At 72.8% G+C, this 25,167-nt stretch carries 27 protein-coding genes; 17 read left to right on the top strand and 10 right to left on the bottom strand.

The genetic code is table 11. From position 1 onward, the window contains the following. Nucleotides 1–24: 24 nt before the first annotated feature. On the bottom strand, nucleotides 25–777 hold the full coding sequence (locus GQF42_RS12050) for a lysozyme (RefSeq protein ID WP_158919629.1): 753 nt from the start codon (nucleotides 775–777) through the stop codon (nucleotides 25–27). Nucleotides 778–985: 208 nt separating this feature from the next. Here GQF42_RS12050 and GQF42_RS12045 point away from each other — a divergent pair, with 208 nt between their 5' ends. The 3 genes from GQF42_RS12045 to GQF42_RS12035 all read left to right on the top strand — a co-directional run bounded on the left by GQF42_RS12045 (nucleotide 986) and on the right by GQF42_RS12035 (nucleotide 4,621). Continuing rightward, nucleotides 986–1,669: a class II aldolase/adducin family protein gene (locus GQF42_RS12045; protein ID WP_199272652.1), complete on the top strand. Its 684-nt coding sequence runs from the start codon at nucleotides 986–988 to the stop codon at nucleotides 1,667–1,669. Between the two features lie 122 nt (nucleotides 1,670–1,791). Beyond that, complete coding sequence (locus tag GQF42_RS12040) at nucleotides 1,792–2,919, top strand: alpha/beta hydrolase (RefSeq protein WP_158919627.1); 1,128 nt, start codon at nucleotides 1,792–1,794, stop codon at nucleotides 2,917–2,919. 256 nt (nucleotides 2,920–3,175) lie between these two features. Further along, the gene (locus tag GQF42_RS12035) at nucleotides 3,176–4,621 is read left to right on the top strand and encodes a hypothetical protein (protein WP_158919626.1); all 1,446 of its coding nucleotides are present in this window, start codon (nucleotides 3,176–3,178) and stop codon (nucleotides 4,619–4,621) included. 16 nt (nucleotides 4,622–4,637) lie between these two features. On the opposite strand, the gene GQF42_RS12030 is transcribed toward GQF42_RS12035, so the two are convergent. Beyond that, the gene (locus GQF42_RS12030; RefSeq protein WP_158919625.1) at nucleotides 4,638–5,051 is read right to left on the bottom strand and encodes a VOC family protein; all 414 of its coding nucleotides are present in this window, start codon (nucleotides 5,049–5,051) and stop codon (nucleotides 4,638–4,640) included. A gap of 252 nt (nucleotides 5,052–5,303) precedes the next feature. On the opposite strand from GQF42_RS12030, the gene GQF42_RS12025 reads away from it, so the two are divergent. From GQF42_RS12025 to GQF42_RS12015, 3 genes are all read left to right on the top strand, one after another. Continuing rightward, on the top strand, nucleotides 5,304–6,902 hold the full coding sequence (locus GQF42_RS12025) for an ABC-F family ATP-binding cassette domain-containing protein (protein WP_158919624.1): 1,599 nt from the start codon (nucleotides 5,304–5,306) through the stop codon (nucleotides 6,900–6,902). 363 nt (nucleotides 6,903–7,265) lie between these two features. Continuing rightward, a complete protein-coding gene (locus GQF42_RS12020) occupies nucleotides 7,266–7,487 on the top strand; it encodes a helix-turn-helix domain-containing protein (protein ID WP_004002281.1) in 222 nt (73 codons plus the stop codon). Nucleotides 7,488–7,613: 126 nt separating this feature from the next. Then, nucleotides 7,614–8,417 carry an enoyl-CoA hydratase/isomerase family protein gene (locus GQF42_RS12015; protein ID WP_158919623.1) on the top strand — a complete coding sequence of 268 codons (804 nt, stop codon included), beginning with the start codon at nucleotides 7,614–7,616 and terminating at the stop codon, nucleotides 8,415–8,417. Between the two features lie 34 nt (nucleotides 8,418–8,451). Here the strand turns inward: GQF42_RS12015 and GQF42_RS12010 are convergent, their stop codons facing one another. Further along, nucleotides 8,452–9,168 (bottom strand): nucleopolyhedrovirus P10 family protein, encoded by a 717-nt coding sequence (locus tag GQF42_RS12010; protein ID WP_158919622.1) that lies wholly within the window; start codon nucleotides 9,166–9,168, stop codon nucleotides 8,452–8,454. A gap of 87 nt (nucleotides 9,169–9,255) precedes the next feature. On the opposite strand from GQF42_RS12010, the gene GQF42_RS12005 reads away from it, so the two are divergent. The 5 genes from GQF42_RS12005 to amaP are packed head-to-tail and all read left to right on the top strand — an operon-like array spanning nucleotide 9,256 to nucleotide 11,550. Further along, entirely contained in the window at nucleotides 9,256–9,726 is a 471-nt protein-coding gene (locus GQF42_RS12005; RefSeq protein ID WP_158919621.1) for an Asp23/Gls24 family envelope stress response protein, read from the top strand. 53 nt (nucleotides 9,727–9,779) lie between these two features. Continuing rightward, complete coding sequence (locus GQF42_RS12000; protein WP_158919620.1) at nucleotides 9,780–9,974, top strand: hypothetical protein; 195 nt, start codon at nucleotides 9,780–9,782, stop codon at nucleotides 9,972–9,974. 6 nt (nucleotides 9,975–9,980) lie between these two features. Further along, nucleotides 9,981–10,352: an Asp23/Gls24 family envelope stress response protein gene (locus tag GQF42_RS11995; protein WP_233273329.1), complete on the top strand. Its 372-nt coding sequence runs from the start codon at nucleotides 9,981–9,983 to the stop codon at nucleotides 10,350–10,352. Next, on the top strand, nucleotides 10,352–10,963 hold the full coding sequence (locus tag GQF42_RS11990; protein WP_233273328.1) for a DUF6286 domain-containing protein: 612 nt from the start codon (nucleotides 10,352–10,354) through the stop codon (nucleotides 10,961–10,963). Before GQF42_RS11995 ends, GQF42_RS11990 begins: the two co-directional genes overlap by 1 nt. Before the next feature lie 5 nt (nucleotides 10,964–10,968). Beyond that, nucleotides 10,969–11,550: an alkaline shock response membrane anchor protein AmaP gene (gene amaP / locus GQF42_RS11985; RefSeq protein ID WP_158919619.1), complete on the top strand. Its 582-nt coding sequence runs from the start codon at nucleotides 10,969–10,971 to the stop codon at nucleotides 11,548–11,550. A 9-nt stretch (nucleotides 11,551–11,559) separates the two neighbouring features. On the opposite strand, the gene GQF42_RS11980 is transcribed toward amaP, so the two are convergent. The 6 genes from GQF42_RS11980 to GQF42_RS11955 all read right to left on the bottom strand — a co-directional run bounded on the left by GQF42_RS11980 (nucleotide 11,560) and on the right by GQF42_RS11955 (nucleotide 17,286). Next, nucleotides 11,560–12,315: an SDR family oxidoreductase gene (locus tag GQF42_RS11980; RefSeq protein ID WP_158919618.1), complete on the bottom strand. Its 756-nt coding sequence runs from the start codon at nucleotides 12,313–12,315 to the stop codon at nucleotides 11,560–11,562. Between the two features lie 5 nt (nucleotides 12,316–12,320). After that, on the bottom strand, nucleotides 12,321–14,105 hold the full coding sequence (locus tag GQF42_RS11975) for a glycoside hydrolase family 15 protein (RefSeq protein WP_158919617.1): 1,785 nt from the start codon (nucleotides 14,103–14,105) through the stop codon (nucleotides 12,321–12,323). 159 nt (nucleotides 14,106–14,264) lie between these two features. Next, a complete protein-coding gene (locus tag GQF42_RS11970) occupies nucleotides 14,265–15,068 on the bottom strand; it encodes an SURF1 family cytochrome oxidase biogenesis protein (protein WP_158919616.1) in 804 nt (267 codons plus the stop codon). Nucleotides 15,069–15,118: 50 nt separating this feature from the next. After that, complete coding sequence (locus tag GQF42_RS11965; RefSeq protein WP_158919615.1) at nucleotides 15,119–15,352, bottom strand: hypothetical protein; 234 nt, start codon at nucleotides 15,350–15,352, stop codon at nucleotides 15,119–15,121. A gap of 100 nt (nucleotides 15,353–15,452) precedes the next feature. Further along, complete coding sequence (locus GQF42_RS11960) at nucleotides 15,453–16,436, bottom strand: DEDDh family exonuclease (RefSeq protein WP_158919614.1); 984 nt, start codon at nucleotides 16,434–16,436, stop codon at nucleotides 15,453–15,455. A 184-nt stretch (nucleotides 16,437–16,620) separates the two neighbouring features. Continuing rightward, nucleotides 16,621–17,286 (bottom strand): TetR/AcrR family transcriptional regulator, encoded by a 666-nt coding sequence (locus GQF42_RS11955; RefSeq protein WP_158919613.1) that lies wholly within the window; start codon nucleotides 17,284–17,286, stop codon nucleotides 16,621–16,623. Nucleotides 17,287–17,402: 116 nt separating this feature from the next. On the opposite strand from GQF42_RS11955, the gene GQF42_RS11950 reads away from it, so the two are divergent. The 6 genes from GQF42_RS11950 to GQF42_RS11925 all read left to right on the top strand — a co-directional run bounded on the left by GQF42_RS11950 (nucleotide 17,403) and on the right by GQF42_RS11925 (nucleotide 23,586). Then, nucleotides 17,403–18,203: an acetoacetate decarboxylase family protein gene (locus GQF42_RS11950; RefSeq protein ID WP_158919612.1), complete on the top strand. Its 801-nt coding sequence runs from the start codon at nucleotides 17,403–17,405 to the stop codon at nucleotides 18,201–18,203. 5 nt (nucleotides 18,204–18,208) lie between these two features. Beyond that, nucleotides 18,209–19,093, top strand: a complete 885-nt coding sequence (locus tag GQF42_RS11945) for an SDR family NAD(P)-dependent oxidoreductase (protein WP_158919611.1) — start codon at nucleotides 18,209–18,211, stop codon at nucleotides 19,091–19,093. Nucleotides 19,094–19,106: 13 nt separating this feature from the next. Beyond that, on the top strand, nucleotides 19,107–20,390 hold the full coding sequence (locus GQF42_RS11940) for an amidohydrolase family protein (protein ID WP_158919610.1): 1,284 nt from the start codon (nucleotides 19,107–19,109) through the stop codon (nucleotides 20,388–20,390). Further along, on the top strand, nucleotides 20,387–21,616 hold the full coding sequence (locus GQF42_RS11935; RefSeq protein ID WP_158919609.1) for an amidohydrolase family protein: 1,230 nt from the start codon (nucleotides 20,387–20,389) through the stop codon (nucleotides 21,614–21,616). Before GQF42_RS11940 ends, GQF42_RS11935 begins: the two co-directional genes overlap by 4 nt. A gap of 73 nt (nucleotides 21,617–21,689) precedes the next feature. Then, complete coding sequence (locus GQF42_RS11930; RefSeq protein WP_158919608.1) at nucleotides 21,690–22,400, top strand: VIT1/CCC1 transporter family protein; 711 nt, start codon at nucleotides 21,690–21,692, stop codon at nucleotides 22,398–22,400. A gap of 139 nt (nucleotides 22,401–22,539) precedes the next feature. Beyond that, on the top strand, nucleotides 22,540–23,586 hold the full coding sequence (locus GQF42_RS11925) for a zinc-dependent alcohol dehydrogenase family protein (protein ID WP_158919607.1): 1,047 nt from the start codon (nucleotides 22,540–22,542) through the stop codon (nucleotides 23,584–23,586). Between the two features lie 150 nt (nucleotides 23,587–23,736). Here GQF42_RS11925 and GQF42_RS11920 read toward each other — a convergent pair whose 3' ends face one another. After that, a complete protein-coding gene (locus GQF42_RS11920) occupies nucleotides 23,737–25,149 on the bottom strand; it encodes a CoA transferase (protein WP_158919606.1) in 1,413 nt (470 codons plus the stop codon). Nucleotides 25,150–25,167 lie beyond the last annotated feature (18 nt).

The raw sequence follows: 25,167 nt of genomic DNA, 5'->3' as shown, positions 1-25,167 counted from the left end.
ACCCGCGGCCCAGGCGCGCCTTGGCTACCCGCCCCGCGCGAAGGCCCGCAGTCGGCCGGTCGAGCCGTTGAAGAGATTCTGGTCACCCGGCAGGCCGCCCCGGGTGCCGTACTGCCAGAACGTCCAGTACCGCCAGCCGCCCGGCAGCGGCTCCGGGTCCGAGCCGCCGTGCCGGGCGATCCACAGCGGGTGGCTGGAGGAGAACGCGCGGCTGTTGCCGGTGCAGAGCTTCCACCACTGGCTCGTCGTGTAGATCACCGGGCGGCGCCCGGTCTCCTGCTTGACCTCGTCGCTGAAGGACCGGATCCAGCGGACCATCCGCTTCTTGCCCAGCCCGTAGCACTTGTACTTCTTGCTGTACGGGTTGTATTCGATGTCGAGTGCGGGCGGCAGCGTCCAGCCGTCCGCCCGCCAGTCGCCGCCGTGCTGGACGAAGTACCTGGCCTGCCGGGCGCCGGAGGACTCGTCCGGCAGGGCGAAGTGGTACGCGCCCCGGACCAGGCCCGCATCGCGCGCGCCGTCGTACTGCTGGGAGAAATAGGGGTTGCGGTAGTCCGTGGACTCGGTCGCCTTGACGTAGACGAACCGTGCGCCCCTCGCCCGGGCGGCCCCCCAGTCGACGTACTTCTGGTGCGAGGAGACGTCATTGCCCCGGGGGCCCGAGGCCAGGGTCGGAGGTCCGGCGGACGCGGCCGTGGTGCCCGAGAGGACGAGCGCCGCCGTGGCCGCCGCGAGGACACCGGCGCGGCGACGGAGAAGGGTGCGTTCACTGGCCATGCGTCTCCCCGGGTCGGCGGACGCGGAGCGCCCGGCGAGCAAGAGGGATCATTCAAGGCTTGGTGATCACCGAATCGATGCCTTTTTGCGGCGATTCGCCATGACTTACGCCCATTCGGAGGCTGGTCCGGGGCCGCCGGACGCGCACCTTCCCGGCACGACTTCCGGCGGCGCCCCACCCCCGGCCGCCGCCTGGCAGGATCGCGGCATGGCTGAACAGCGGTGGGACACGGAAGCGGAACGGGCACCGGCGGAACTCGAGCAGGTGTGGTCTGCGGTGGTCGCGACGGCGCGGCGGACCGTCACCGACGGACTGGTGGTCGGCACCTCCGGCAATGTCTCGGCGCGCGTCGCAGACCTCGTCCTGGTCACCCCCTCGGGCGTCCCCTACGACCGGCTCACCCCGGACGACCTCACCTGCGTCGACCTCACCGGCCGCCAGGTGCGGGGCACCCTCGTGCCGACCAGCGAGCTGCCGATGCACCTCGCCGTCTACCGCACCACTGACGCCCGCGCGATCGTCCACACCCACGCCGTGCACGCCACCGCGGTCTCCACCCTGGTGCCGGAACTCCCGCCGATCCACTACATGACCGGCGCCCTCGGCGGCCCCGTCCGCGTCGCCCCCTATGCCACCTACGGCACCGACGAACTGGCCGAGAACATGCTCCGCGCCCTCACCGACCGCTCCGGCTGCCTGCTGCAGAACCACGGCACGATCACCTACGGCGCCACCCTCGACCAGGCCTACGACCGCACCGCCCAGCTGGAGTGGATGTGCCGCCTGTGGCTGACGGCCGCCGGCGTGCCGGGCCTGACCCCGTCCCTGCTGACACAGGCCCAACTGACGCAGGCGGCAGAGCGACTGCGGGGCTACGGGCAGCGGAAGTGACCCCAGTCGGTTGCTCGCGTCCGCTGCGGTGGTCGGCGCCGCCGAGCCGCCTGCCACCACGCCCTGCACCGGCCACCTCCGCTCCGCTGGCCCAGGGACGCGACCTTGAGGACACTGGACAGGTGCGCCCAGTCAAAGCGACCGCCGCCGCAGTCGCCGCGGTCCTCGCGGCCGGTGCGGCATCCGTCGCCGCCGGCCGGCTCGCCAGCGACGCCGCGCTCAAGGCGTCCGCGGGCCGTCCGCTGCCGACCGAACCCCGCCTGACCGTGCACGCCACGGCTGCCGGCCAGATCACGCTCACCCGTGCTCTGGCCACCCTGCGCCCCGGCACCTACGGCCTCGCGGGCGACGGCGTCCACGCGGTCGTCGGTCCCGTGCTGGATGCGGCCCGGCCCAGCGCCGACACCGTCGTACGCCGCCTGGAGCGCGTCACGCACGGCACCCTCACGCCCGGCGACGCGGTGTGGCTCACCCCGAACCTGTACGTGGGCAACCCGCGCGCCGCCCTCGGCCTCGACCACGCCGACATCGACGTGCCCGGTGAACTGGGCAACCTGCCCGCCTGGTTCGTGCCCGCGGCCCGGGACACCTGGCTGATCGCCGTGCACGGCCTCGGCACCACCCGGGAACAGGCCATGAACCTCATGGGTCCCTTGCACGCCCGCCGGGTGCCGGTCCTCGCGCTCGCCTACCGCGGCGACCTCGGCGCCCCGCGCCCGACCGACGGCCTCAACCACCTCGGCGAGACCGAGTGGCGCGACGTCGACGCGGCGATCCGCTACGCCGTCCGCTACGGCGCCCGCAGGGTCGTCCTGCTCGGCTGGTCCACCGGGGCCACGATGGCCCTGCGCGCCGCCGAGCACTCCCCGGTGCGCGAACGCATCGCCGGGCTGGTCCTCGACTCGCCCGTGCTGAGCTGGGAGGCCACGCTGCGCGCCCTCGCCCGGGCCCGGCACACTCCGCCGCCGCTGCTGCCGCTCGCGGTGCGCGCCGCCCAGGGCCGGACCGGCCTGTACGCCGACAAGGCCGCCGAGCCCACCGACCCCGACCTGCTCACCGTACCGACCCTGATCTTCCACGGCCCGGACGACCAGGTGGCCCCCTGGGAGTACTCCCGCCGCCTCGCCGCCCGCCGCCCCGACCTGGTCGCCCTGCACACCGTGGCCCAGGCCCCGCACGCGGCGATGTGGAACGCCGACCCGCAGGAGTACCAGGAACGGCTGCGCCGCTTCATGACCCCGCTGGTCTGAGGCCGGTCCCGCCCCTGCGGCAGGCACCGGACACCCCGGTGCCGCACATTCCGTTTAAGGCCGTACGACTGGCCTGATCTCACCTCCTCGCCCGGCATCGGACCTCGTGCGTTGGCCAGCCCCGTCGCCCGCCGTGACATTCCGTTTGGGTTTTCGGACCGTCAACCGGAAGACTGCACCCGTGACGTCCCGTATCCCGCGCGACTCCAGGCTTCGACTCGTCCGACCGCGACCCCTGGCCGCCGCCCCCAGAGCTGTGAACCAGCGGCGCCCGCAGCGCCCCTCGCCCCGGCCGCCGGAGGGCACCCCCGCCCCGGCCGAACTGGCCAGAATGGCGCGCGCCGGCCTCGCGGGTGCGGTCCGCGTCGCCCGCTGGGCGGACACCGCCCTCGGCTGCGGCAGCCCCGGCGCCACCGCCGACGGCAAGGCCACCCTCTCCGACCCGACCGCCGAACGGGCCGCCGACGACCTCGGCCTGAGCGCCGCTCAGGTCCGTGCCGACTGGGACACCGCACGCCTCGCCGGACTGGTCGAGGTGCACGGCGACAGCGCGCGCCCCGGCTGGCGGCTGCGCGCCTGGGACCGCGACGAGAGCGCCGTCCTGCGCGGCTGGGTCGCCCTCTTCGACGCCTGGTCGCTCGCCTCCCCGGAGCCGGAGGACCACGAGCCGGCCGCCGTCGCCGAGGTCGTCTCGGCCATGCCGCAGGTGCTGTCCTTCCTTCAGCTGTCCGCCGGGCCGGTCCCCGTGGAGCAGCTGCTCGACCTGCTCCAGCAGCGGGTCACCGAACTGCGCACGGCGCGCTGCGAGGTCTCCTACGAGCCCGGCACCGCGCGGCCCGCCGAGGCCGGGCCCACCCGGCCGATGGTGCCGGGGGCCCGGCAGCCGGCCGAGTCCGTGGCCGTGACCGGGCAGCCGGCCGAGTCCGTGGCCGTGATCGGGCAGCCGGCCGGGGGTACGGCGGAGCCGGTCCCTGTTGCCGACACCGCGCTCGCTCCGCTCCTCGACTGGGCGCTGCACGCCCTCGCCGCCGTCGGTGCCCTGACCTACGGCGACGGTCAGGCCACCCTCACCCCGCTGGGCAGCTGGGCGGTGTGGGTCAAGCTGGAGCAGATCTGCGTGGCCGCGCAGAGCCCGGCCGGCAACATCGAGCAGTCCGCCGAGGACATGCTCCGCGGCTGCGCCCAGCTCCGTCCCAACGCGGCCCGCGCCGAATACCGCGCCTGGCTCGCCGCCCGCCCCGTCGGCAACGCTGTCACCGAGCTGATCCACGCCGCGCGCGGCGAGGACGCCCTGCTGCGCGGCCTGGCCTTCGAGGCGCTGCGCGTCGTCGGCGGGTCCGCCGAGCCCGACGTGCACGCGGTCGTGGACGAGCCGGCCCTCAGGCCCTACGCCCTGCTGTGGCTCGCCGAACACGACGGGGTCGACCCCGAGGACGCCCATGAGGTCCTCACCCGTGAGGAGGCGACCTGGCTGTGGGTGGACACCGCCGCGGCCGTCGCCGATCACGGGGAGGCGCCGATGCTGGTCCGGCATCTGGAATCCGCGGTGCAGCCCACCGTCCCCCAGCTGCTCGACGAGGTCCGCGCCGTCGGTCACCCGCGCACGGTGCAGGTACTGGTCGCGCTTGCCGCCGCGCACCCCGACCCGGCCCTGGCCAAGGCGGTGCGCCGGGCCGCCTTCCAGGTGCACACCGGGGGGTGAGCGGCGCCGGGGGCGCTCAGGCGCCGATCTCCGGGGCGTAGGTCCCGAAGCTGAAGATGTTGCCCTCGGCGTCGCGGGCCATGTAGTCCCGCGAGCCGTAGTCCTGGTCCGTCGGGGGCATCAGGATCTCCACACCGTGCTCCAGGGCCCGCTGGTGGTGGCTGTCCACGTCGTCCACCACGATGTACACCCCGGTGGGCCCGGCGTCCTTCATCGCCGCGTCGAAACGGCCGCCCCGGCCCTTGGAACCGATCATCAGCGCGCCGTTGCCCTGGGCCAGCTCGGCGTGCATCACCTTGCCGTCCTCCGTCTCGTACACCGACAGCTCGGTGAAGCCGAGGGCCTCGGTCAGCTGCTTGATCGCCGCCTTCGCGTCCGCGTACAGCAGCGAGGGATAGATGCTCGGCCGTCCACCAGCGGTGCCTGTCATTGCCGATCACTCCTTCGTGCGCCGGGTCTGTGGCGTCCGGTTCAGTCTTGCAGCCGCCACTGACAACGACGGTCGTGTGCCGTCGTATACGAGTTCGAACGCAAGGGCGTAGCACTGACGTAGTACGCACGTAGAAAAACCGCTTGCACGGTCCCGTTAGACTTGGCCCATGGCCATTCTCCTCGCGCATTAGACGGCGGGAACGCCCTCAGCCGTCCACCCGCCCCTACCTGTACGCCCTGGAGTCTGTCCGTGATCTCCGCCTCCGCCATCGAGCTGCGCGCCGGTGCGCGCGTCCTGATCGAGAACGCCAGCTTCCGTGTCGCCAAGGGCGACCGCATCGGCCTCGTCGGCCGCAACGGCGCCGGCAAGACCACCCTCACCAAGTGCCTGGCCGGTGAGGGCATCCCGGCCGCCGGCCAGATCACCCGCTCCGGCGAGGTCGGCTACCTCCCGCAGGACCCCCGCACCGGTGACCTGGACGTCCTCGCCCGTGACCGGATCCTGTCCGCGCGCGGCCTCGACGTCCTGATCCGCAAGATGCGCGACAACGAGCAGCGCATCGCCACCGGCAAGGGCACCACCCGCGACAAGGCGATGAAGCAGTACGAGCGCCAGGAGACCGAGTTCCTCACCAAGGGGGGATACGCCGCCGAGGCCGAGGCCGCCACCATCGCCGCCGCCCTCAATCTGCCCGACCGGGTGCTCGGCCAGCCCCTGCACACCCTCTCCGGCGGTCAGCGCCGCCGTATCGAGCTGGCCCGCATCCTGTTCTCGGACGCCGACACCCTGCTGCTCGACGAGCCGACCAACCACCTCGACGCGGACTCGATCATCTGGCTGCGCGACTACCTCAAGACCTACCGCGGCGGCTTCATCGTGATCTCCCACGACGTCGACCTGGTCGAGACGGTCGTCAACAAGGTGTTCTACCTGGACGCGAACCGGTCCGTGATCGACGTCTACAACATGGGCTGGAAGCTCTACCAGCAGCAGCGCGAGGCCGACGAGAAGCGCCGCAGGCGCGAGCGCGCCAACGCCGAGAAGAAGGCCGCCGCACTGCACTCGCAGGCCGACAAGATGCGCGCCAAGGCCACCAAGACGGTCGCCGCGCAGAACATGGCCCGTCGCGCCGACAAGCTGCTCTCCGGTCTCGAGGCCGTCCGCCAGTCCGACAAGGTCGCCAAGCTCCGCTTCCCCGAGCCCGCGCCCTGCGGCAAGACCCCGCTGATGGCCGAGGGCCTGTCGAAGTCCTACGGTTCGCTGGAGATCTTCACCGACGTCGACCTCGCCATCGACAAGGGCTCCCGCGTCGTCATCCTCGGCCTCAACGGCGCCGGCAAGACCACCCTGCTGCGACTGCTCGGCGGGGTCGAGAAGCCCGACACCGGCGAGGTCGTCCCCGGCCACGGCCTCAAGCTCGGCTACTACGCGCAGGAGCACGAGACCCTGGACCCCGAGCGCACGGTCCTGGAGAACATGCGCTCGGCCGCCCCCGACATGGATCTGGTCGAGGTCCGCAAGGTGCTCGGTTCGTTCCTGTTCTCCGGCGACGACGTCGACAAGCCCGCCGGTGTCCTCTCCGGCGGCGAGAAGACCCGCCTCGCGCTCGCGACCCTGGTGGTCTCCTCGGCGAACGTCCTCCTGCTCGACGAGCCGACCAACAACCTCGACCCCGCCAGCCGCGAGGAGATCCTCGGCGCGCTGCGCACCTACAAGGGTGCGGTCGTCCTGGTCACGCACGACGAGGGTGCCGTCGAGGCGCTGCAGCCGGAGCGGATCATCCTGCTCCCGGACGGCGTCGAGGACCTGTGGGGTTCCGACTACGCGGACCTCGTCGCCCTCGCCTGACGACCGAAGTCCTGACCTAAGTCCTGATCGTGAGCCCTGATCCACTGCGTATGGATCATTCGGCCGATCCGTGATCCATCATCTGTGTGAGATCTCCTCGTATCGGCGTGTGGCGTACACGAATTTCCCGGCCGATCCCTTACCTGCCAAGGGATCGGCCGTTTCGCGTCTGTGACCTGGTACTTCACGAATCCACTCGTTCAGCCCCATGGACAAGGCGCCTTGGAATCTCATGTTCCGCTTGTGGGGATCCACTCCTGTCGTCACAACGATGTCTCACCGACCTTGCCGAATGGGTGGCCATCCCGCCCGAGAGGGGTGATCATGAGGAGACCAGAGCGCACTTCCCATGAGGAGGCACGGGTGGCCGAGACTCTGAAGAAGGGCAGCCGGGTGACCGGCGCCGCGCGCGACAAGCTCGCGGCAGACCTGAAGAAGAAGTACGACTCCGGTGCGAGCATCCGGGCGCTGGCCGAGGAGACCGGCCGCTCGTATGGCTTCGTACACCGGATGCTCAGCGAGTCGGGCGTCACGCTGCGTGGGCGTGGCGGAGCGACCCGGGGCAAGAAGGCCGCATCGTCCTGACTCCGGGCGGCCCATCGGCTTCGATGGTGGCCACCCGGTCGGCGGTGTGATCGGCCGGGTGGTTACTGTGCAGTCACTTATGCGTGCCCGGCACGCCTGACTGACCGCACCCATCGGAGGCGCCCCATGGCTTCGCCCGACCAGGACATCGCTCCTGTACTCGACAAGGACGGCGTACGGCTCACCGTCGACGACGCGCTCGCCACGGTGACGCTGGCCAACCCGGCCAAGCGCAATGCGCAGAGCCCCGCCCTGTGGCGGGCGCTCGCCGAGGCCGGTCGGCTGCTGCCGGGCTCCGTCCGTGTCGTCGTGCTGCGCGGCGAGGGCAGGTCCTTCTCCGCCGGGCTGGACCGGCAGATGTTCACCCCGGAAGGGATCCCGGGCGAGCCGACCTTCATCGACCTCGCGCGCCGTGACGACGCCGGGCTCGACGCGAGCATCGCCGAGTTCCAGGAGGCGTTCACCTGGTGGCGGCGCAACGACGTGGTGTCCATCGCCGCCGTCCAAGGGCACGCCATCGGTGCCGGCTTCCAGCTCGCGCTCGCGTGCGACCTGCGGGTCGTCGCGGACGACGTGCAGTTCGCCATGCGCGAGACCAGCCTCGGCCTCGTGCCCGACCTGACGGGCACGCATCCGCTGGTCGGTCTCGTCGGGTACGCCCGTGCGCTCGAGATCTGCGCCACCGGACGGTTCGTCGGTGCCGAGGAGTCGGTGGCGTCGGGGCTGGCCAACATCGCCGTGCCCGTTGAGCAACTGGACGAGTCCGTACGGGACTTGGCCGCGGCGCTGTTGGCCGCGCCGCGGGACGCGGTGGTGGAGACCAAGGCGTTGCTGCGCGGTGCCCACGACCGTACCTACGACGAGCAGCGTGCGGCCGAGCGTGCTGCCCAGGCCCGGCGACTCAGGGATCTGGCCGGCGCCGGCGAATGAGCCGGGCGCCGGGCGGAGCCCCGGCGCCCGGCCGTCAACCGACCGCTGTCACCAGCACGGCTACCGTCGGCCTGTCCTCCAGTTCCTCCCGTACGGCCGTGCGGACCCCTCGGGCCACCTCGACGGCCCGGTGGTCCGCGCCGGTCGCCACCTCCACGCGTGCGTGCCGGTACGGCAGTGCCGTCGTACCGGCCGTGCGTTCCTCCAGGCGCACCCCGCGGCCGAGGGAGGCGGTCAGTGCCTGCACGCCCGGGACGGACAGGGCAGCCGTTGCCGCCCGGGCCTCGTCCGGGTCCGTGGGTTCCCCGGCGGGCGCAGGCTGTGGCGGACGTACCTTCCGGGGCGGCTCCGCCGTGTCCAGCACGTCGATCACCCGTAGGTCCACCGCTCGCACCACCAGTCCGAGTTGGCGGGTCGCGGCCGTGGCCAGTGTCCGCCGCAGGCGGGCCGCCACCGCCGGCAGCGGTTCGGCGGCCGTCGCCGCGAAGTCCGCCGTCACACGCAGCGGACCCGGCGGCAGCGCGCCCGGCGGGGGCGGTACGACGGGCTCGTGCACATCGTCCGGATCGGCGAGCGCGAGCCGTAGCGCACCCAGGCGCACCCCGGGCAGCTCGTCCGCCGCCGCGCGCTCCAGCACGGCCACGGCCGCCCCCTCCGCGATCCATGCGCCGTCGCGCGGCCCGCCGAGCGGCAGCAGCCTGCCCAGCCCCGCCAGCTGCCGCACAGTCCGTGTCCACCGCTCCGCCGTCATTCCACCAGCCTGCCGCATCCCCGGTGTGCGGGCGGGCAACCATGCGTACGGTGGTCGGAAGACGACGACCGAAAGGGACGTGCGGCGATGACCGACATGACGACGACCCCAGAGGACGATCACGAGGAGCCGCTGTCGACCCGCAAGGCCACCCGGCGTGGCGGCGGTGACCCGGCGGGCCGCGGGCGGACGACCATCGCCGACGGCGTGGTGGAGAAGATCGCCGGACTCGCCGCCCGGGACGTGGTCGGCGTCCACGCCATGGGCAGTGGCCTCGCCCGCACCTTCGGCGTCGTGCGCGACCGGGTGCCCGGCGGCTCCAAGTCGGTGTCGCGGGGGGTGAAGGCAGAGGTCGGCGAGGTGCAGACCGCACTCGACCTGGAGATCGTCGTGGACTACGGCGTCTCGATCACCGACGTCGCCCGTGCGGTGCGCGAGAACGTGATCGCCGCCGTGGAACGCATGACCGGGCTCGAGGTCGTCGAGGTCAACATCGCGGTGAGCGACGTCAAGCTGCCCGAGGAGGAGGACGAGGAGCCCGAGCCCCGGATCCAGTGAACCCACCGGGCACGGCCCCGGACCCCGCACGCCGACGAGCTGAGGAGCGCTGCATGAGCATGGCCGTGGTCGGCATGATCGCCGGGATGGCGCTGGGATTCGCCGGGTACTTCGGCGGCTTCGGAGCCTTTTTGCTGGTGGCGGCGCTGGGTGCGCTCGGGTTCGTCGTCGGCCGGTTCGCGGAGGGGGACCTGGAGCTGGGTGACTTCTTCCGCACCCGCGACGACCGGCGCGACCGGCGGCGGTGACCGGCGGTGAGCGCCGAGACCGCGGCGGCGCGCCCGCGCCGTCCGCCGCTGCCGCCGGGCGAGCGGGGCGCGCTGCGGATCGCCGACCGGGTCGTGGCGAAGATCGCCGCACAGGCCGCCCGTGAGGCGCTGCCGCCCCCGCCCGCCGACGCGGCCGTCCCGCACGCCACGGTCGTCGTCCACCACGATGCCGCCCGTGTCCGCGTGTACGTCGAACTCGGCTACCCCTGCGACATCGGCGCCCACTGCGCCGCCGTGCGTCGGCAGGTCGCCGAGCGGGTAAGCGCGTTGGTGGACATGGAGGTGCCCGAGGTCGCCGTCCGCATCGAACGGCTGCATCTGGTACCGGAACCCGGCGCGGTCCACGGGAGGGCGTGATGAACGAGCCGCCGACGACCACCCCGACCCTCGACAAGCCCCCGCCCGCCGCACAGACCGAACCCCGGGGCAGCCGCCGCTTCTGGGCGGCGCGCCGGGTGCCGGCCGCCGTCGTCGCCGTCCTTCTCGTGGTCGGCGCGGGCCTGCTGCTGTACGACGTCGCCGCCGTCCGTGCCCACCACCCGGCGATGCACTGGCGCCGCGCGCTGGCCCGTCAGCTGGCCGGTCGGCAGCTGGACGACGCCTGGGTGCTGGCCGGCGCGGGTGCCGCCGTCGCCCTCGGCCTGTGGCTGATCGTCCTCGCGGCCACTCCCGGCCAGCGCGGCCTGCTGCCGATGCGGCGCCCGCATCCCGATGTCCGGGCCGCGATCCGGCGCGAGGCGGCGGCGTTGCTGTTGCGCGACCGGGCCCTGGACGTGTCGGGCGTCCGCTCGGTACGGGTGCGGATGCGCCGTACGAAGGCCGAGGTCCGCGCCGTCTCGCACTTCCGCGACCTGGACGACGTACGCGCCGACCTGGCCCTCACGCTGAACGACGCGATCCGGGGTCTCGGCCTGACCAGAGCGCCCACGCTGTCGCTGCGGGTGGCCCGGCCCGGACGGAAGGGGTGACGGCGATGCGTACGGGCCGCCTCAACCGCGTCATGCTGGCCCTCGTCGGCCTGCTCCTGCTCGTGCTCGGCGGGGCGGTGCTGGCCGTCGGCCTGGGCGCGCCGGTGCCCTCCTGGTGGCTCCGCACCGGCGCGCACGATGTCCTGCTGACCCGGGCCGAGCGCACCCGCTGGCGGCACACCGGCGGGTGGTGGCCGGCCGTCCTCGCCGGCCTGGCGGCGGTGGTCCTGCTCGCCCTGTGGTGGCTGACGACGGTCCTGCGCCGCCGCCGGCTGACCGAGGTCGTGGTCGACACCGGCGACGGCGAGTTGGCCCTCCTGCACGCCAGGGCCCTGGAATCGGCACTCGCCCAGGAGGCCGTCCGGCAGGAGGGCGTGGCCCACGCCGAAGTCGTCCTGCGCGGCCGCCGTACGGCACCCACGGCACGGATCTGGCTCCAACTCGAGCCACACGTGGACCCGTCGACGGCTCTGACCGACTTCACGGACCGGGCCCTGACCCATGCGCGCGAGTCGGCACGGCTGGAGTCCCTGCCGACGGAAGTACGCCTGAGGGCGGTCAGGCACCGCGCGGAAAGGGTCACTTGACGACAGGGCCTAGAACCCGTGCCGCATGCCCCCGTCCACGGGCACCATGATCCCGGTCAGATAGGAGGCCGCCGGAGACAACAGGAAGGCCGCGACCCGGCCGAACTCCTCGGGCGCCCCGTAGCGCCGCAGCGGAATCCGGGCCTCGTTCGCGGCGCGGGTGGCCTCGGGGTCGGCGGACAGCCCGTCCAGCTCCCGCACGCGGTCCGTGTCGATGCGTGCCGGCAGCAGCCCCAGCACCCGGATCCCTCGCGGCCCCAGCTCGTCGGCGAGCGACTTGGCGAACCCGGCGAGTCCCGGTCGCAGCCCGTTGGAGATGGTCAGCGCGGGGATCGGCTCGTGCACCGACCCGGACAGCACGAACCCGATCACCCCACCCGGCTCCAGCTCGGCCGCCGCCGCCCGCGCGAGCCGTACCGCGCCGAGGAACACCGACTCGAATGCGTCCCGCCACTGCTCGTCGGTGTTGTCCGCGACGAACCCGGGCGGCGGGCCGCCCACGCTCACCAGCACGCCGTCGAAGCCGCCGAAGTGCTCGCGGGCGGCCGCGATCAGCCGCTCGGGAGCCTGTGCGTCGGAGTTGTCCACGGCCACGCCCAGCGCGTTCGGGCCCAGTTCGGCGGCGGCGTCGGCGACCCGCTTCTCGTCCCGGCCGCTGATCACGACCTTCGCCCCGTCGGCGACGAGTTCCCGCGCGGCGGCGTTGCCCAGTCCGCGCGTCGCCCCGGTGACGACGTACACCCGGTCCTTCAGTCCAAGATCCATGGCCCTTATCCTGCCTGGTCCTCCCCGAACAGCGTGAGCGCGGTGTTCACCAGGGCGATATGGCTGAAGGCCTGCGGGAAGTTGCCCACCTGGCAGCCCAGGTCCGGCTCGTACTCCTCCGCCAGCAGCCCCACGTCGTTGGTGAGGCTCACCAGGCGCTCGAACAGCTCCCGGGCCTCCTCCCTGCGGCCGGTCGCATGCAGGGCCTGCGCGAGCCAGAACGAGCAGGCCAGAAAGGCGCCCTCACCGCCCGGCATGCCGTCGACGCCGACCGCGTCGATGTCGTAGCGGCGCGTGAAGCCACCGTGGTCCAGACCCGTCCGGATCGCGTCGACCGTGCCGATCACGCGCGGATCGTCGGGCGGCAGGAAACCGACCCGGGGAATGAGCAGCAGGGCGGCGTCCAGCTCGCGTGAACCGTAGTACTGCGTGAACGTGTTGCGCCGGTGGTCGTAGCCCTGTTCGCACACCTCCCGGTGCACCTCGTCGCGCATGGCCCGCCAGCCCTCCAGATCGCCCTGCAGATCCGGGTGTTCCTCCAGCGTCCGTACGGCTCGGTCGGCGGCGACCCACACCATCACCTTCGAGTGCACGAACTGGCGCCGGCCGCCGCGCACCTCCCACAGACCCTCGTCGGGCTGCCGCCAGGCCGACTTCAGGAAATCCATCAGCGAGCGCTGGATCGCCCACATGTGCGGTTTGTTGGGCAGTCCGGCGGTTCGGGCCAGCCACAGCGAGTCCATGACCTCGCCGTACACGTCCAGCTGGAGCTGGTCGACAGCGCCGTTGCCGACCCGCACCGGCGTGGACTCGGCGAAGCCGGGCAGCCAGGGCAACTCCCACTCCGGCAGCCGCCGCTCGCCGGCCAGGCCGTACATGATCTGCAGGTCCGCCGGGTCGCCCGCGACCGCGCGCAGCAGCCAGTCGCGCCAGGCCTCGGCCTCCCTGTGGTAGCCGGCCGCGAGCAGGGCGCCGAGGGTGAAGGTGGAGTCGCGCAGCCAGCAGTAGCGGTAGTCCCAGTTGCGCACCCCGCCCGGCTCCTCCGGCAGCGAGGTGGTGGCCGCGGCGACGATCCCGCCCGTCGGGGCGTAGGTGAGGGCCTTGAGGGTGATCAGGGACCGTACGACGAGGTCACGGTACGGCCCGTCGTAGCGGCAGCGGGAGGACCAGTGCCGCCAGCCCCGGACACTGGCCCGCAGCGTCTCGTGCGGGTCGATGAGCGGGGGACGCGGCTCGTGCGAGGGGTGCCAGGTCAGCACGAACGCGACCTGCTGGCCCTTGGTGACGGTGAACTCGGAGTGGGTGCCGAAGTCCTCGCCCCACATGTCCACGTGGGGCTCGGTGCGCAGCCACACCGAGTCCGGTCCGGCGACGGCGACCCGTTGGCCGTCGGAGCGGCGCATCCAGGGCACGATGGATCCGTAGTCGAAACGCAGGCGGAGGGTGCTGCGGACGGTGACGTGCCCGCTGACGCCCGCCACGATGCGTACGACGTCGGGTGCGCGGTCGCGCTGAGGCATCAGGTCGGTGACGCGCACGGCGCCCTCGGCGGTCTCCCACTCGGTGTCGAGGACGAGGGTGCCGGGTCGGTAGGCGCGGCGGGTGGAGGTGACCTGGCCCTTGGGCGCGATCCTCCAGTAGCCGTGGTCCTCGTTGCCCAGCAGCTTCGCGAAGCAGGCACCGGAGTCGAATCGGGGCAGACACAGCCAGTCGATCGAGCCGTCGCGGCCGACCAGGGCCGTGGTCTGCTCGTCGCCGATGAGTGCGTAGTCCTCGATGCGCGCGTTCACGGGATGCGGGTTCCCGGCGGACCTGGGGGCCAACCAGGCGGTGCGCCGGGGGAGTGACGTGGCCCCGCGGGCGCGCCCGCGCACCTGCGCACACCCGAATGGGCCCCGTGCGCCCGGGTGTCTTCGCTCGGACGTCCCGACCTCCAGGACGTGCTCCGATCACACGGCGGCGGGCGCCGTCTCCTCGGGCGTCTGCGGCGTGGGCTCGGCCTCCTCGGCCCCCTCCCGGTCGCGGATCTCGCGCCGGACCAGGGACCACCAGCCGAACGGGACGGCCGCGGCGAACAGCCACCACTGGATCATGTACGCGTAGTTCAGCGGGGCGTCCTCGCTGCCCGGGTCGGAGATCTGCTCCGGGGAGTCGGTCTGGGGCCCGATCTGCTCGATGTAGCCGCCGAGCACCCGGGCGCCGAGCCGGTGGGCCTCCTGCGCGCTGTTGATCAGCATGATCTGCCGGTCGGGCAGGTCCTTGACGTTCTTGATGCCGCTCGCCGCGGTCGTCTCGTCGGCCATCAGCCGCCCGGTGACGGTGGTCCGGCCGGCCGGCGGGGCGGGGATCTTGGGGAAGGCGGTCTGGGCGCCGTCCGCGGGGATCCAGCCGCGGTTGACGAGCAGCACCTTGCCGTCGCTGAGGACGAACGGGGTGAGCACGTGGTAGCCGACCTCGTCGTCGGAGTTGGTCCGGCGCCGGACCACTTCCTCCCTGGCGGTGTCGAAGGTGCCGGTCGCGGTGACCGTGCGGTACTTCTCGGTGCGGGTCACGGCGTGCCCGGGGGAGGAGAGCTGCTCGACCGGGACCGGCTTGGCGTGCAGCGCGGAGGAGACCAGGTTGTTCCGGGAGGTACGTTCCTCGTACCGGTGGTGCTGCCAGATGCCCAGCCGGATCATCGTCGGGATCAGCGCGATCGCGACGAGTGTGAGGATCACCCACTGGACGGACAACAGGAAGCGGTAGCGGTGCACCCCACGACGGTACCTCCGGGCCGTGGGGTGACTTCAGCCGGGTACCCGCGTCACACCCGGTCCACCACTCCCGTCTTGCCGTCCTGGCGGGCGCAGTGGGCGCCGCAGTACCACTTGCTCTCCGCCTCCACTCCCTGCCCGATGATCTGCACCTTGCAGTGTTCGCAGATCGGGGCCATGCGGTGGATCGCGCAGGAGAAACAGTCGAAGACGTGCACCGCGCCCTGTGCGTGGACCTCGAAGGTCATTCCGTAGTCATTTCCGCAAACTTCGCAATTCGCCATGCGCCACAGGGTGGGCCGTCGCCGAGGTGCGGGCGAGCGGCCACCGGGTGAGTCGTCCGGTAATCACCCATTCGTACGGTCATGTCGCTTGACGGTCGCGTCACCCGTCGGCCGGCTCGACGTCCCGCAGCAGCTGCCCGAAGGCGGCCTCGTCCAGGACCGGCGTGCCGAACTGCCGCGCCTTGACCACCTTGGACGTGCCCGAGTCGGGGTCGTTGGTCACCAGCAGGCTCGTCAGCCGGGAAATGCTGGACGCCACGTGCAGTCCGGCCTCGGTCGCCCGGTCCTCCAGCAGGTCGCGGTCGACGGACGTGTCTCCGGAGAACGCCACCCGCATGCCCTGTTTGAGGCGTTTGCCGTCTTCGTACCGCCCGGGGTTGGGGAAGGGGCAGGCGGGCCGCTTCCGGGACGGGCGCCAACTGTCCGGACGGTAGGCGGCATAGCCGCCGGACGACTGCCGGGGCACCGGGCGGTCCGACCACTCCGTCAGCGGCCGGCACTCCAGCAGCGGCAGCCGTACGCCACCCGCTGCCGCGGCCCGCAGGCTGGGCTGGAACGCCTCCGCCAGTACGCGCGCGTCGTCCAGCGCGTGGTGCGCCCGCTGCTGTACGACGCCGTAGTGCGCCGCCAGCGACTCCAGCTTGAAGTTGGGCAGCGGCAGGTCCAGTTCCTTGGACAGCGCGATGGTGCACAGCCGCTGGCGCACCGGCGCCTCGCGCCTCGCGCGCGCGTACTCCCGCGCGATCATCTGCCAGTCGAAGACGGCGTTGTGCGCGACGAGCACGCGGCCGTCCAGCCGCGCGGCGAACTCCTCCGCGACGTCCGCGAACAGCGGCGCCCCTTCGAGCACCTCGCTCGTCAGACCGTGTATCCACACGGGTCCCGGATCGCGCTCCGGGTTGACCAGCGTGTACCAGTGGTCCTCGACCTCGCCGCGCTCGTCCAGTCGGTAGACGGCGGCAGAGATGATCCGGTCGTCCCGGGCCAGGCCGGTGGTCTCCACGTCAACGACCGCGTACCCCTTCGGGTACGTGGCCGGCCACTGGGTGGGGGAGGACACTACGGTCGCACGGTCTTCGAGCATGGTCACTGAGGATACGGGCCAGGACTGACAGCGCGGTCCCGCAGGTGCCGGTCGCGACCGCCGGGCTCCGTCCAAGCGCTCGGGTGTCGCACGTGCGTGCGCGTGTGGTACCGCGTGCGGATCGGCGGGCCGTCGGCGGGTGCGCCGAAGTCGCCGTCACGCGCGCGTGCTTGCCCGGCGCTGCTCAGCCGGCCGCGTCGGCCGGGCGGGTGGGCATGGCGGGGGGCTGCGGCAGCAGGGACCGCACCAGGGCCCGTACCGATGTCACGAACAGCCGCTCCGTGTCCACCGGGCGGGCCAGCGCACGGGCCAGGGCCGGGTCGGCCCCGGCGGTCTCGGCGCCCCACAGCTCCTCCTCGCCGGGGTGCTGCACCGGAGCTCGCTCCCGGTTGCGCTCCACCAGTACGTGCCCGACGACCTGGAACTGCACGGCCCGGACGAACTCGGCGGCCCGGGCGCCGCGCAGCCCGGCCGCGTGCGCCTCGCACACCAGGACCTGCTGGGCGGGCAGGAACATCCGCTCGGTCAGCCCCCGCTCGTGCACCAGGGCCACCAGATGCGGATGGTCGCGCAGTTGCCGGCGCAGGGCGCGCGCGACGCCGACCACGCGCTGCTCGGGGGTGCCTGCGCACGGGCGGATCTCGCCCAGCTCGGCCACGGTCCGCTCCACGAGGGCGTCCAGCAGCGCCTCACGGCCGCCCACGTGCCAGTAGATCGACGTCACCGCCGTCCCCAGCTCGGCGGCGAGCCTGCGCATGGTGAGCGCGTCCGGCCCGTGCTCCTTCACCAGGCGCGCCGCGGCCTCCAGCACCGCCTCCCGGGACAGCGCGCCTCTCGCCTCGATCGTCATGATCCCCCAACTCCCGTACGTACACGTCTCTTTACCCCTCACGAGGTCTGCTGTAACTGTGTTACAGGTGACGCCCCGTCAGGAACGGGTGCGTCGGAAGAAGGGCGGTACGGTGTATGGCACGTGCACGCGTACGGTACGGAGCACGGACCGAGCAGGAGATCGCCGCCACGCGCACCGCGAGCGCGCGGTTTCCCGAGATCTGGTCCACCGGAGTGGTGGCCGTCTGGGAGACCGACCCGGACGCCGTCGCGGCGGTGCTGCCGCCACCCCTCAAACCTGCCGGGCACCCACTCGTGCGGGTGAACATCAGCAAGGTCGACCTGCCCGGATACCCGCTCGGTGCCGGCTCGTTCGCGGTCTTCGCCGCCCACGGCACGGTCGAGGGCTGGTACCCGCTGGTCATGCCGATGACCCACGAGCGCGCCCTCACCGGCGGACGCGAGGTCTTCGGCGAGCCCAAGAAGCTCGGCGAGGTGACGGTCGAGCGCGACGGACTCGCCGTGCGCGCGTCCCTCGCCCGGCACGGCATCGCCTTCGTCGAGGTGCGCGGCACGGCCGTCGGCTACCTGCCCGTGCCCGAGCCCGCCCGCAGGACCGACTTCTACTTCAAGTTCCTTCCCGCCGTGGACGGTTCCGGCTTCGACACCGATCCGGTCCTCGTGCACTGCGTGCGCCACGAGAAGGTACGCCGGCTGGAGGGCGTCACCGGCGACGTCGTCCTGCGCGAGTCGCCGTACGACCCCGTGGCCGACCTTCCGGTGCTGCGCCTGCGCGAGATCACCGTCGGCGAGAAGACCAGCGACCAGAGCGGCAGGGTCGTCGAACGGGTCGACGCCCAGGCCCTGTTGCCCTACGTCCACCAGCGTTACGACGATCCGCTCCAGGCCCACGACGCACCGCCCGAGGGGAGCTGAGCCGCGTGGAACTGCAAGCCGGACAGGTCGCCGTCGTCACGGGCGCGGCGAGCGGGATCGGGCTCGCAATGGCCCGGAGGTTCGCCGCCGAGGGCCTGAAGGTGGTCCTTGCCGACGTCGAGGAGGCCGCCCTCGACAAGGCCGCGGCCGGTCTGCGCGCCGACGGCGCCGACGTGTACGCGCGCGTGGTCGACGTCGGCGAGCGTGCCCAGGTCATGGAGCTGGCCGAGGCGGTGTACGACCGCCATGGCGCCGTGCACGTCCTGTGCAACAACGCGGGCGTCGGCTCGGGCGCCGAGGGCCGCATGTGGGAGCACGACCCGAACGACTGGCGCTGGGCGTTCGCCGTCAATGTGTGGGGCGTCTTCCATGGTGTCCAGGCGTTCGTTCCACAGATGATCAACTCCGGTCAACCCGGTCATGTCGTCAACACATCCTCCAGCGACGGCGGGATCGCACCGCTGCCGACCGCCTCCGTGTACGCGGTCACCAAGGCGGCCGTCGTCACCCTGACCGAGTCCCTGTACGCCCATCTCAAGGCCGAGCACGCGCGCGTGGGCGCCTCGGTCCTCTTCCCGGGTCCGCACATGCTGCGCACCGGCCTGTGGGAGTCGCACCGCAACCGCCCCGCCCGCTATGCCAAACAGCGCCCCCGCAGGACCCCGTACCGCAGCCTCGACCAGTGGGAGGCGGCGATGCGCGCGGCCGGCGAGGAGGTCCGCTTCACGCCCGTCGAGGAGGTCGCTCAGCTGGTCGTGGACGGCATCCGCGCCGACCGCTTCTGGCTGCTGCCGGCCGGCGAGCACAGCGACGCCCAGATCCGCGCGCGTTCCCGCTCGATGCTGGACCGCGCGAACCCTTCGTACCTCGAAAGCTTCGTCCTGGACTGAGAGGGGGACTGTGATGACCGAACAGGACCCGTATCTGATCATCTCCTCCGACTGCCACGCCGGGCTGCCCACCGAGGAGTACCGGCCCTACCTGGAGTCCCGCCATCACCGGGACTTCGACGACTTCCTGGCGGGCCGCGGGCGGCGCCGCGAGGAGATGAACCGGCTCGGCGTTCGCAACGAGGCGTTCGCGGCCAAGTGGTTCGAGGACAACGAGGAAGGGCTGCGCGGCGGCTGGGACACCGCGCAGCGGCTCAAGGAGCTGGACGGGGACGGCGTGGCCGCCGAGGTGGTCTTCCCGGACGCCGACGCCGTCGACAGCCGCACGGCCGCCCCCTTCGGCGTCGGCCTCGGCCTGTCCGGCGACCAGGACCCGGTGCTGGGCATGGCGGGTGCCAAGGCGCACAACCGCTGGCTCGCGGACTTCGTGTCCGAGCACCCCGAACGGCACTGCGGAGTCGCCCTGCTGCCGGTCACCGGCGAGGTGACCGAGGTCGTCGCCGAGATCCACCGCGCCAAGGGGTCCGGCCTGGGCGCCCTGATGATCCCCTCCATGTGGGTCGGCAAGGAGCCCTACCACGACCGCCGTTACGACCCCGTCTGGGCGGCCGCCGCCGAGTGCGCGATGCCCGTGCTCACCCACTCCGGCGCCGCCCCGCGTGAGGAGTACGGCGACCACCTCGGCATCTACGTGAGCGAGGTGACCTGGTGGCCGGCCCGGCCGCTGTGGTTCCTGCTCTGGTCCGGCGTCCTCGAACGCCACCCCGGGCTGCGCTTCGGCGTGGCCGAGTCCGGCTGCTGGTGGCTGCCGAACCTGCTGTGGTTCATGGACCGCCTCTACCTCGGCGCGCACGGCGGCAAGAAGCTCTCCCCGTTCCAGGAACTCAAGCACCCGCCGCACGAGTACCTGGACCGGCAGATCTTCATCTGCGCCACCAACACCAAGCGCCGCGAACTCGCCCAGCGCTACGAGATCGGCGTCGACAACATCCTCTGGGGCAGCGATTTCCCGCATCCCGAGGGCACCTGGCCCGACACGCGCGCGTGGCTGCGCCGTACCTTCCACGACATCCCCGTCACCGAGACCCGCCGCATGCTCGGTCTCGCCGCGGCCGACGTCTTCGGCTTCGACGTCGACAGGCTCGCGCCCCTGGCCCGCCGTATCGGCCCGACACCCGCCGACCTCGGCCAGCCCGGCGACCAGGCTGCCGTCGAGGCGTCCTGGGCGCGCTCGCGCGAAACCGGCCGGCACTGGCTGACCGGCGAGGACTTCCCGGTGCTGGGGGTGAGCCGATGAACGACGACCGGTACACGGTGATCTCCGCCGACTGCCACGCGGGCGCCGACCTGCTCGACTACAAGCCGTACCTGGAAAAGCGCCACCACGACGACTTCGACGCCTGGGCGGCCACCTACGTCAACCCCCATGAGGACCTGCTCGCCGACTGCGCCGACCGCAACTGGAACTCCGAGCGGCGCCTCGCGGAGCTGGAGGCGGACGGGATCGTCGCCGAGGTGATCTTCCCGAACACCATCCCGCCGTTCTTCCCGTCCGGCTCGCTCATGACCCAGCCGGCCGACCCGGAGGACTTCGCACGCCGCTGGGCCGGTCTGCGCGCCCACAACCGCTGGCTCGCGGACTTCTGCGCCGCCGCGCCGGGCCGCCGGGCGGGCGTCTTCCAGATCCTCCTCGGGGACGTCGAGGAGGCCGTCAAGGAGATCCGCCGGGCGGCCTCGGCGGGCCTGAAGGGCGGCCTGATGCTGCCCGGCACCCCGCCGGGCTCCGGGCTGCCCGAGCTGTACTCGCGGACGTACGACCCGATCTGGGCCGCCTGCGCGGAACTCGGCGTCCCCGTCAACCACCACGCGGGCTCGGCCTCCCCGCCGCTCGGCGAGGAACCGGCCGCCTGCGCGGTGTTCATGGTGGAGACGACCTGGTTCTCCCACCGCGCCCTGTGGCACCTGGTGTTCGGCGGCGCATTCCGCCGCCATCCGGAGCTGCGACTCGTCCTGACCGAGCAGGGCTCCGGCTGGATCCCCGGGGTGCTGGACATGCTGGACTACTACCACGGCAGGCTGGTCGCGGCGGGCACGAAGGCCGACACCGCCGAGGCCAGGTTCGGCGCCGGTCTGGCCGCGGGCATGGGCGCGACGCCCTCCCGGGCGTGGCGGGAGAACTGTTTCGTCGGCGCCAGCTTCATGCGCCCCCACGAGGTGCCGCTGCGCGACCGCATCGGCGTCGACAGGATCATGTGGGGCAGCGACTTCCCGCACGACGAGGGCACGTTCCCGTACACCCGCGAGGCCCTGCGGTTCGCCTGCGCGGGCGTCCCGCGCGCGGAGCTGGCGGCCATGCTCGGCGGCAACGCGGCCCGCGTCTACGGCTTCGACCTCGCTCTCCTGGACCCCGTCGCGGCGAAGGTCGGCCCGAGGGTCGCGGAGATCGACGAGCCGCTGACCGAGCCGCCGGCCGACGCGACCAGTCCGGTGTTCGCCCGGGGGGCATCGGTGCGGGTGTGGTGACGGCGGCTGCGGCTGCGGCTGCGGGGAGCGTCGGTGCAGCACGGACCATCCAGGGAGTGCGATCCTCCCTGCTGTGACGGAATCCACCCACGAGGAGGCCCACGGCGGCTCGCTCGGCTCGCGGCTGAACTGGCTGCGGGCCGCCGTGCTCGGCGCGAACGACGGCATCGTCTCCACCGCGGGGATCGTCGTCGGCGTGGCAGGTGCCACCGAGGACCGGGCGACCCTGCTCACCGCCGGACTCGCCGGACTGCTCGCCGGCTCCATGTCCATGGCGTCCGGCGAGTACGTCTCCGTCTCCGCCCAGCGCGACTCCGAGAAGGCCGCGCTGGCCCTGGAGAAACGGGAACTGCGGGAGCAGCCGGAGGCCGAACTGCGGGAGCTGACCGGCCTGCTCCAGGAGCGCGGCCTGACCCGCGAGGTGGCCCGGGAGGCCGCCGAACAGCTCACCGCGCGGGACGCGCTGCGCGCCCACGCGCGCGTGGAGCTGGGCATCAACCCCGACGAGCTGACCAACCCCTGGCACGCGGCCTGGGCGAGCTTCCTGGCCTTCACCGTGGGCGCCCTGCTGCCGCTGCTGGCCATCGTGCTGCCGCCGGCCGGCTGGCGGCTTCCCGTCACCGTCGTCTCCGTGCTGGGCGCGCTCGTCCTCACCGGCTGGACGGGCGCCCGACTCGGCTCGGCGGACCCCTGGCGCGCGGTGCTGCGCAACGTGGTGGGCGGGGCACTGGCCATGGGGGTCACCTACGCGGCGGGCAGCCTGCTGGGCGCCGCGGGCGTCTGACCGGCGGGCCGTACGGCGGCAGGGGCGCCGGCCGGAGCACCCTCGGCGCGCGGGACGCGGGGGCGGCGGCGTACCGTGAGGTGCGCTCACACACCCCTTGAGCGCACCGCACGACCACCGCACGAGAAGGACCCTCGCCATGCGCGCCACCACCATCCACGCCCCGTACGACATGCGCGTGGAGGACGTCCCTGAGCCCATGGTCAAGCTGCCCACCGACGCCGTCGTACGGGTGCTGCGCGCCTGCATCTGCGGCAGCGACCTGTGGGCCTACCGCGGCGAGGCCGCCCGGGAGCCGGGGCAGCGCATCGGGCACGAGTTCCTCGGCGTCGTCGAGGAGACCGGCTCCGAGGTGAGCACGGTCCGGCGCGGTGACCTGGTGGTCGCGCCCTTCATGTGGTCCGACGGCGTGTGCGACTACTGCCGCGAGGGCCTGACGACGTCGTGCGAGCACGGCGGCTTCTGGGGCTCCGTCGGCTACGACGGCGGCCAGGGCGAGGCCGTACGCGTGCCGTTCGCCGACGGCACCCTCGTCCAGCTGCCCAAGGAAGCGGCCTCGGACGACCACCTGCTGTCCGCCCTGCTGACCCTCTCCGACGTACTCGGCACCGGCCACCACGCCGCCCTCGGCGCGGGCGCCCGGCCCGGCGCCACGGTCGCGGTCGTCGGTGACGGCGCGGTCGGCCTGTGCGCCGTGCTGGCCGCCAAGCGGCTGGGCGCCGAGCGGATCATCGCGCTCGGCCGGCATGAGGTCCGCACCGGCATCGCGCGCCGCTTCGGCGCCACCGACGTCGTCGCCGAGCGCGGGGACGCGGCCGTCGAGGCCGTCCGCGAGCTGACCGGTGGGCAGGGCGCGCACGCCGTCGTGGAGGCCGTCGGCACCGAGCAGTCCATGCGGACGGCCGTCAACATCACCCGCGACGGCGGCGCGATCGGCTTCGTCGGCGTGCCGCACGGCAGCGGCACCGGCCTGGACCTCAGCGTGATGTTCGACCGGAACATCGCCCTGCGCGGCGGTGTCGCCCCGGTCCGCGCCTACATCCCCGACCTGCTCCCCGACGTCCTGGACGGCACGATCGACCCCTCCCCGGTGTTCGACATGACCGTCGGCATCGAGGGCGTGCCCGAGGGCTACAAGGCCATGGACGAGCGCACCGCCCTCAAGGTGCTCGTCACCAACGGCTGATCAGCACCAACGGCTGAATCAACATGGCGATCAACGCTTGATCAGGGTTGATCGCCATGTCCAGCGGATCGGCAGCGCCGACGCCGTGAGCGGACCGGAGACCGCCACCACGGCCAGCCGGACCGCCTGCGTGTCCGGCGGCCCGCGTGCTCACCGCCAGCGAGCCGGATCCGAGCCCCAGGGCACCGCAGGCCGCGCCCAGTCGGCGGGGCCGCCCGCGAAGGACACCGGGGGCAGGGCGTACCGCAGCCGGCCGAGCGGGCCGTCCGCCTCGGCCAGCCAGGAGCCGGGGCCCTCGTACGGTGTGCCCGTGGCCGGAGCAGGCCGGATCCCGTCCGTCAGCCAGCGCGCGGTCCGGGCCAGCGCCATCCGCACCGACCGACCGCCGCCGTCGTACGACTGCTCGGTCAGCGCCCGCAGGACCGCTGCCGCCAGCAGATAGCCGGTGCCGTGGTCCAGCGCCTGCGCGGGCAGTGCGCCGGGCTCCTCGGCCGAGCCTTCTCCCACCGCGATGCCGGTCGCGACCTGCACCAGGCTGTCGAAGCCGCGCCGCGCCGCCCAGGGCCCGTACGCTCCCCACGCCGAGACCTGCGCCACGACCAGCCCCGGCCTGCGCCCGATCAGCGCCTGCGGGGAGAGCCCGAAGCGGTCGAGGGCGCCCGGACGGTACCCGGTGACGACGACGTCGGCCGAGGCCAGCAGCTCCTCGAAGGTCTTCTTGTCGGTGCGCAGGTCGAGCACGGCCGACCTCTTGCCGAAGCCCGTGTCGGCGTGCTGGTCGGGCAGTTCGGGCAGCCAGGGCGCGTCCACGCGCAGCACCTCCGCGCCCAGCAGGGCGAGGGTGCGCGTGGCGACGGGCCCGGCGAGGACCCGGGTCAGGTCGAGGACGCGCAGCCCGGCGGCGGGCAGCAGGGGAGCCGTGGCGGGATCGAGCGGGGCCAGCACGCGCGCGTGCGTGGCGTCCAGGCGCTCGCGCTCGACCAGCGGGCGTGCGGCCACCGCGGCGGCCTGCTCGTGCGCCGCCCACTCCTTCGGGGTGCGCAGGGCCACGGCGAGGCCGCCGGCGCCGTAGACCGCTTCCTCCACCTCCAGGGCGGGACGTTCGGCGAGCCGGGCGGCGGCCTGCTGCGGTGAAGCGTCTTCCGGCAGTCCCAGCACGCCGAGCAACCGGGCGCGGTGATGCGGGTAGTTGGCGTGGGTGCGCACCCAGCCGTCGGCCGTCCGCCAGAACCGGGACAGCGGTGCGAAGGTGACCGGAGCCCGCCCGTCGACGAGCAGGTGCCGCTCGCTGTGGAAGGCGGTCGCGACGGCGCCGTCGTCCACCCGGACGGCAGGCACCTCGGCGAGCCCGGCCCGGCGGGCCGCCAGCTCCGCGGCGGCCAGCGCGCAGGCGCCGACACACGCGCGCGCCAGCTGCCGTACGGGAAGGCGCGCCGGGAGAGCCTCCGGACGCTCGGTCGTCGTCACCCGGGAGAGAAGGGCGGGATCACCGCCCAGCGCGGTCCATGCGGACACGATGTCCGGCGCAACGTCTGACGCACTGTCTGACGCGATATCTGTCATGACTACACTATGCATTAT

This window comes from Streptomyces broussonetiae, assembly GCF_009796285.1.
GTDB classification, from domain to species: Bacteria; Actinomycetota; Actinomycetes; order Streptomycetales; family Streptomycetaceae; genus Streptomyces; species Streptomyces broussonetiae.
Note: the sequence above shows the minus strand (reverse complement) of the source record. Positions and strands in the feature narration are given on the sequence as shown.

Bases quoted from the DNA above. Each gene is read 5' to 3' on its own strand.
- GQF42_RS12050 (WP_158919629.1), bottom strand. From the start codon at position 777: ATGGCCAGTGAACGCACCCTTCTCCGTCGCCGCGCCGGTGTCCTCGCG.
- GQF42_RS12045 (WP_199272652.1), top strand. From the start codon at position 986: ATGGCTGAACAGCGGTGGGACACGGAAGCGGAACGGGCACCGGCGGAA.
- GQF42_RS12030 (WP_158919625.1), bottom strand. From the start codon at position 5,051: ATGACAGGCACCGCTGGTGGACGGCCGAGCATCTATCCCTCGCTGCTG.
- GQF42_RS12015 (WP_158919623.1), top strand. From the start codon at position 7,614: ATGGCTTCGCCCGACCAGGACATCGCTCCTGTACTCGACAAGGACGGC.
- GQF42_RS12010 (WP_158919622.1), bottom strand. From the start codon at position 9,168: ATGACGGCGGAGCGGTGGACACGGACTGTGCGGCAGCTGGCGGGGCTG.
- GQF42_RS12005 (WP_158919621.1), top strand. From the start codon at position 9,256: ATGACCGACATGACGACGACCCCAGAGGACGATCACGAGGAGCCGCTG.
- GQF42_RS12000 (WP_158919620.1), top strand. From the start codon at position 9,780: ATGAGCATGGCCGTGGTCGGCATGATCGCCGGGATGGCGCTGGGATTC.
- GQF42_RS11990 (WP_233273328.1), top strand. From the start codon at position 10,352: ATGAACGAGCCGCCGACGACCACCCCGACCCTCGACAAGCCCCCGCCC.
- amaP (WP_158919619.1), top strand. From the start codon at position 10,969: ATGCGTACGGGCCGCCTCAACCGCGTCATGCTGGCCCTCGTCGGCCTG.
- GQF42_RS11980 (WP_158919618.1), bottom strand. From the start codon at position 12,315: ATGGATCTTGGACTGAAGGACCGGGTGTACGTCGTCACCGGGGCGACG.
- GQF42_RS11965 (WP_158919615.1), bottom strand. From the start codon at position 15,352: ATGGCGAATTGCGAAGTTTGCGGAAATGACTACGGAATGACCTTCGAG.
- GQF42_RS11960 (WP_158919614.1), bottom strand. From the start codon at position 16,436: ATGCTCGAAGACCGTGCGACCGTAGTGTCCTCCCCCACCCAGTGGCCG.
- GQF42_RS11955 (WP_158919613.1), bottom strand. From the start codon at position 17,286: ATGACGATCGAGGCGAGAGGCGCGCTGTCCCGGGAGGCGGTGCTGGAG.
- GQF42_RS11950 (WP_158919612.1), top strand. From the start codon at position 17,403: ATGGCACGTGCACGCGTACGGTACGGAGCACGGACCGAGCAGGAGATC.
- GQF42_RS11940 (WP_158919610.1), top strand. From the start codon at position 19,107: ATGACCGAACAGGACCCGTATCTGATCATCTCCTCCGACTGCCACGCC.
- GQF42_RS11935 (WP_158919609.1), top strand. From the start codon at position 20,387: ATGAACGACGACCGGTACACGGTGATCTCCGCCGACTGCCACGCGGGC.
- GQF42_RS11925 (WP_158919607.1), top strand. From the start codon at position 22,540: ATGCGCGCCACCACCATCCACGCCCCGTACGACATGCGCGTGGAGGAC.
- GQF42_RS11920 (WP_158919606.1), bottom strand. From the start codon at position 25,149: ATGACAGATATCGCGTCAGACAGTGCGTCAGACGTTGCGCCGGACATC.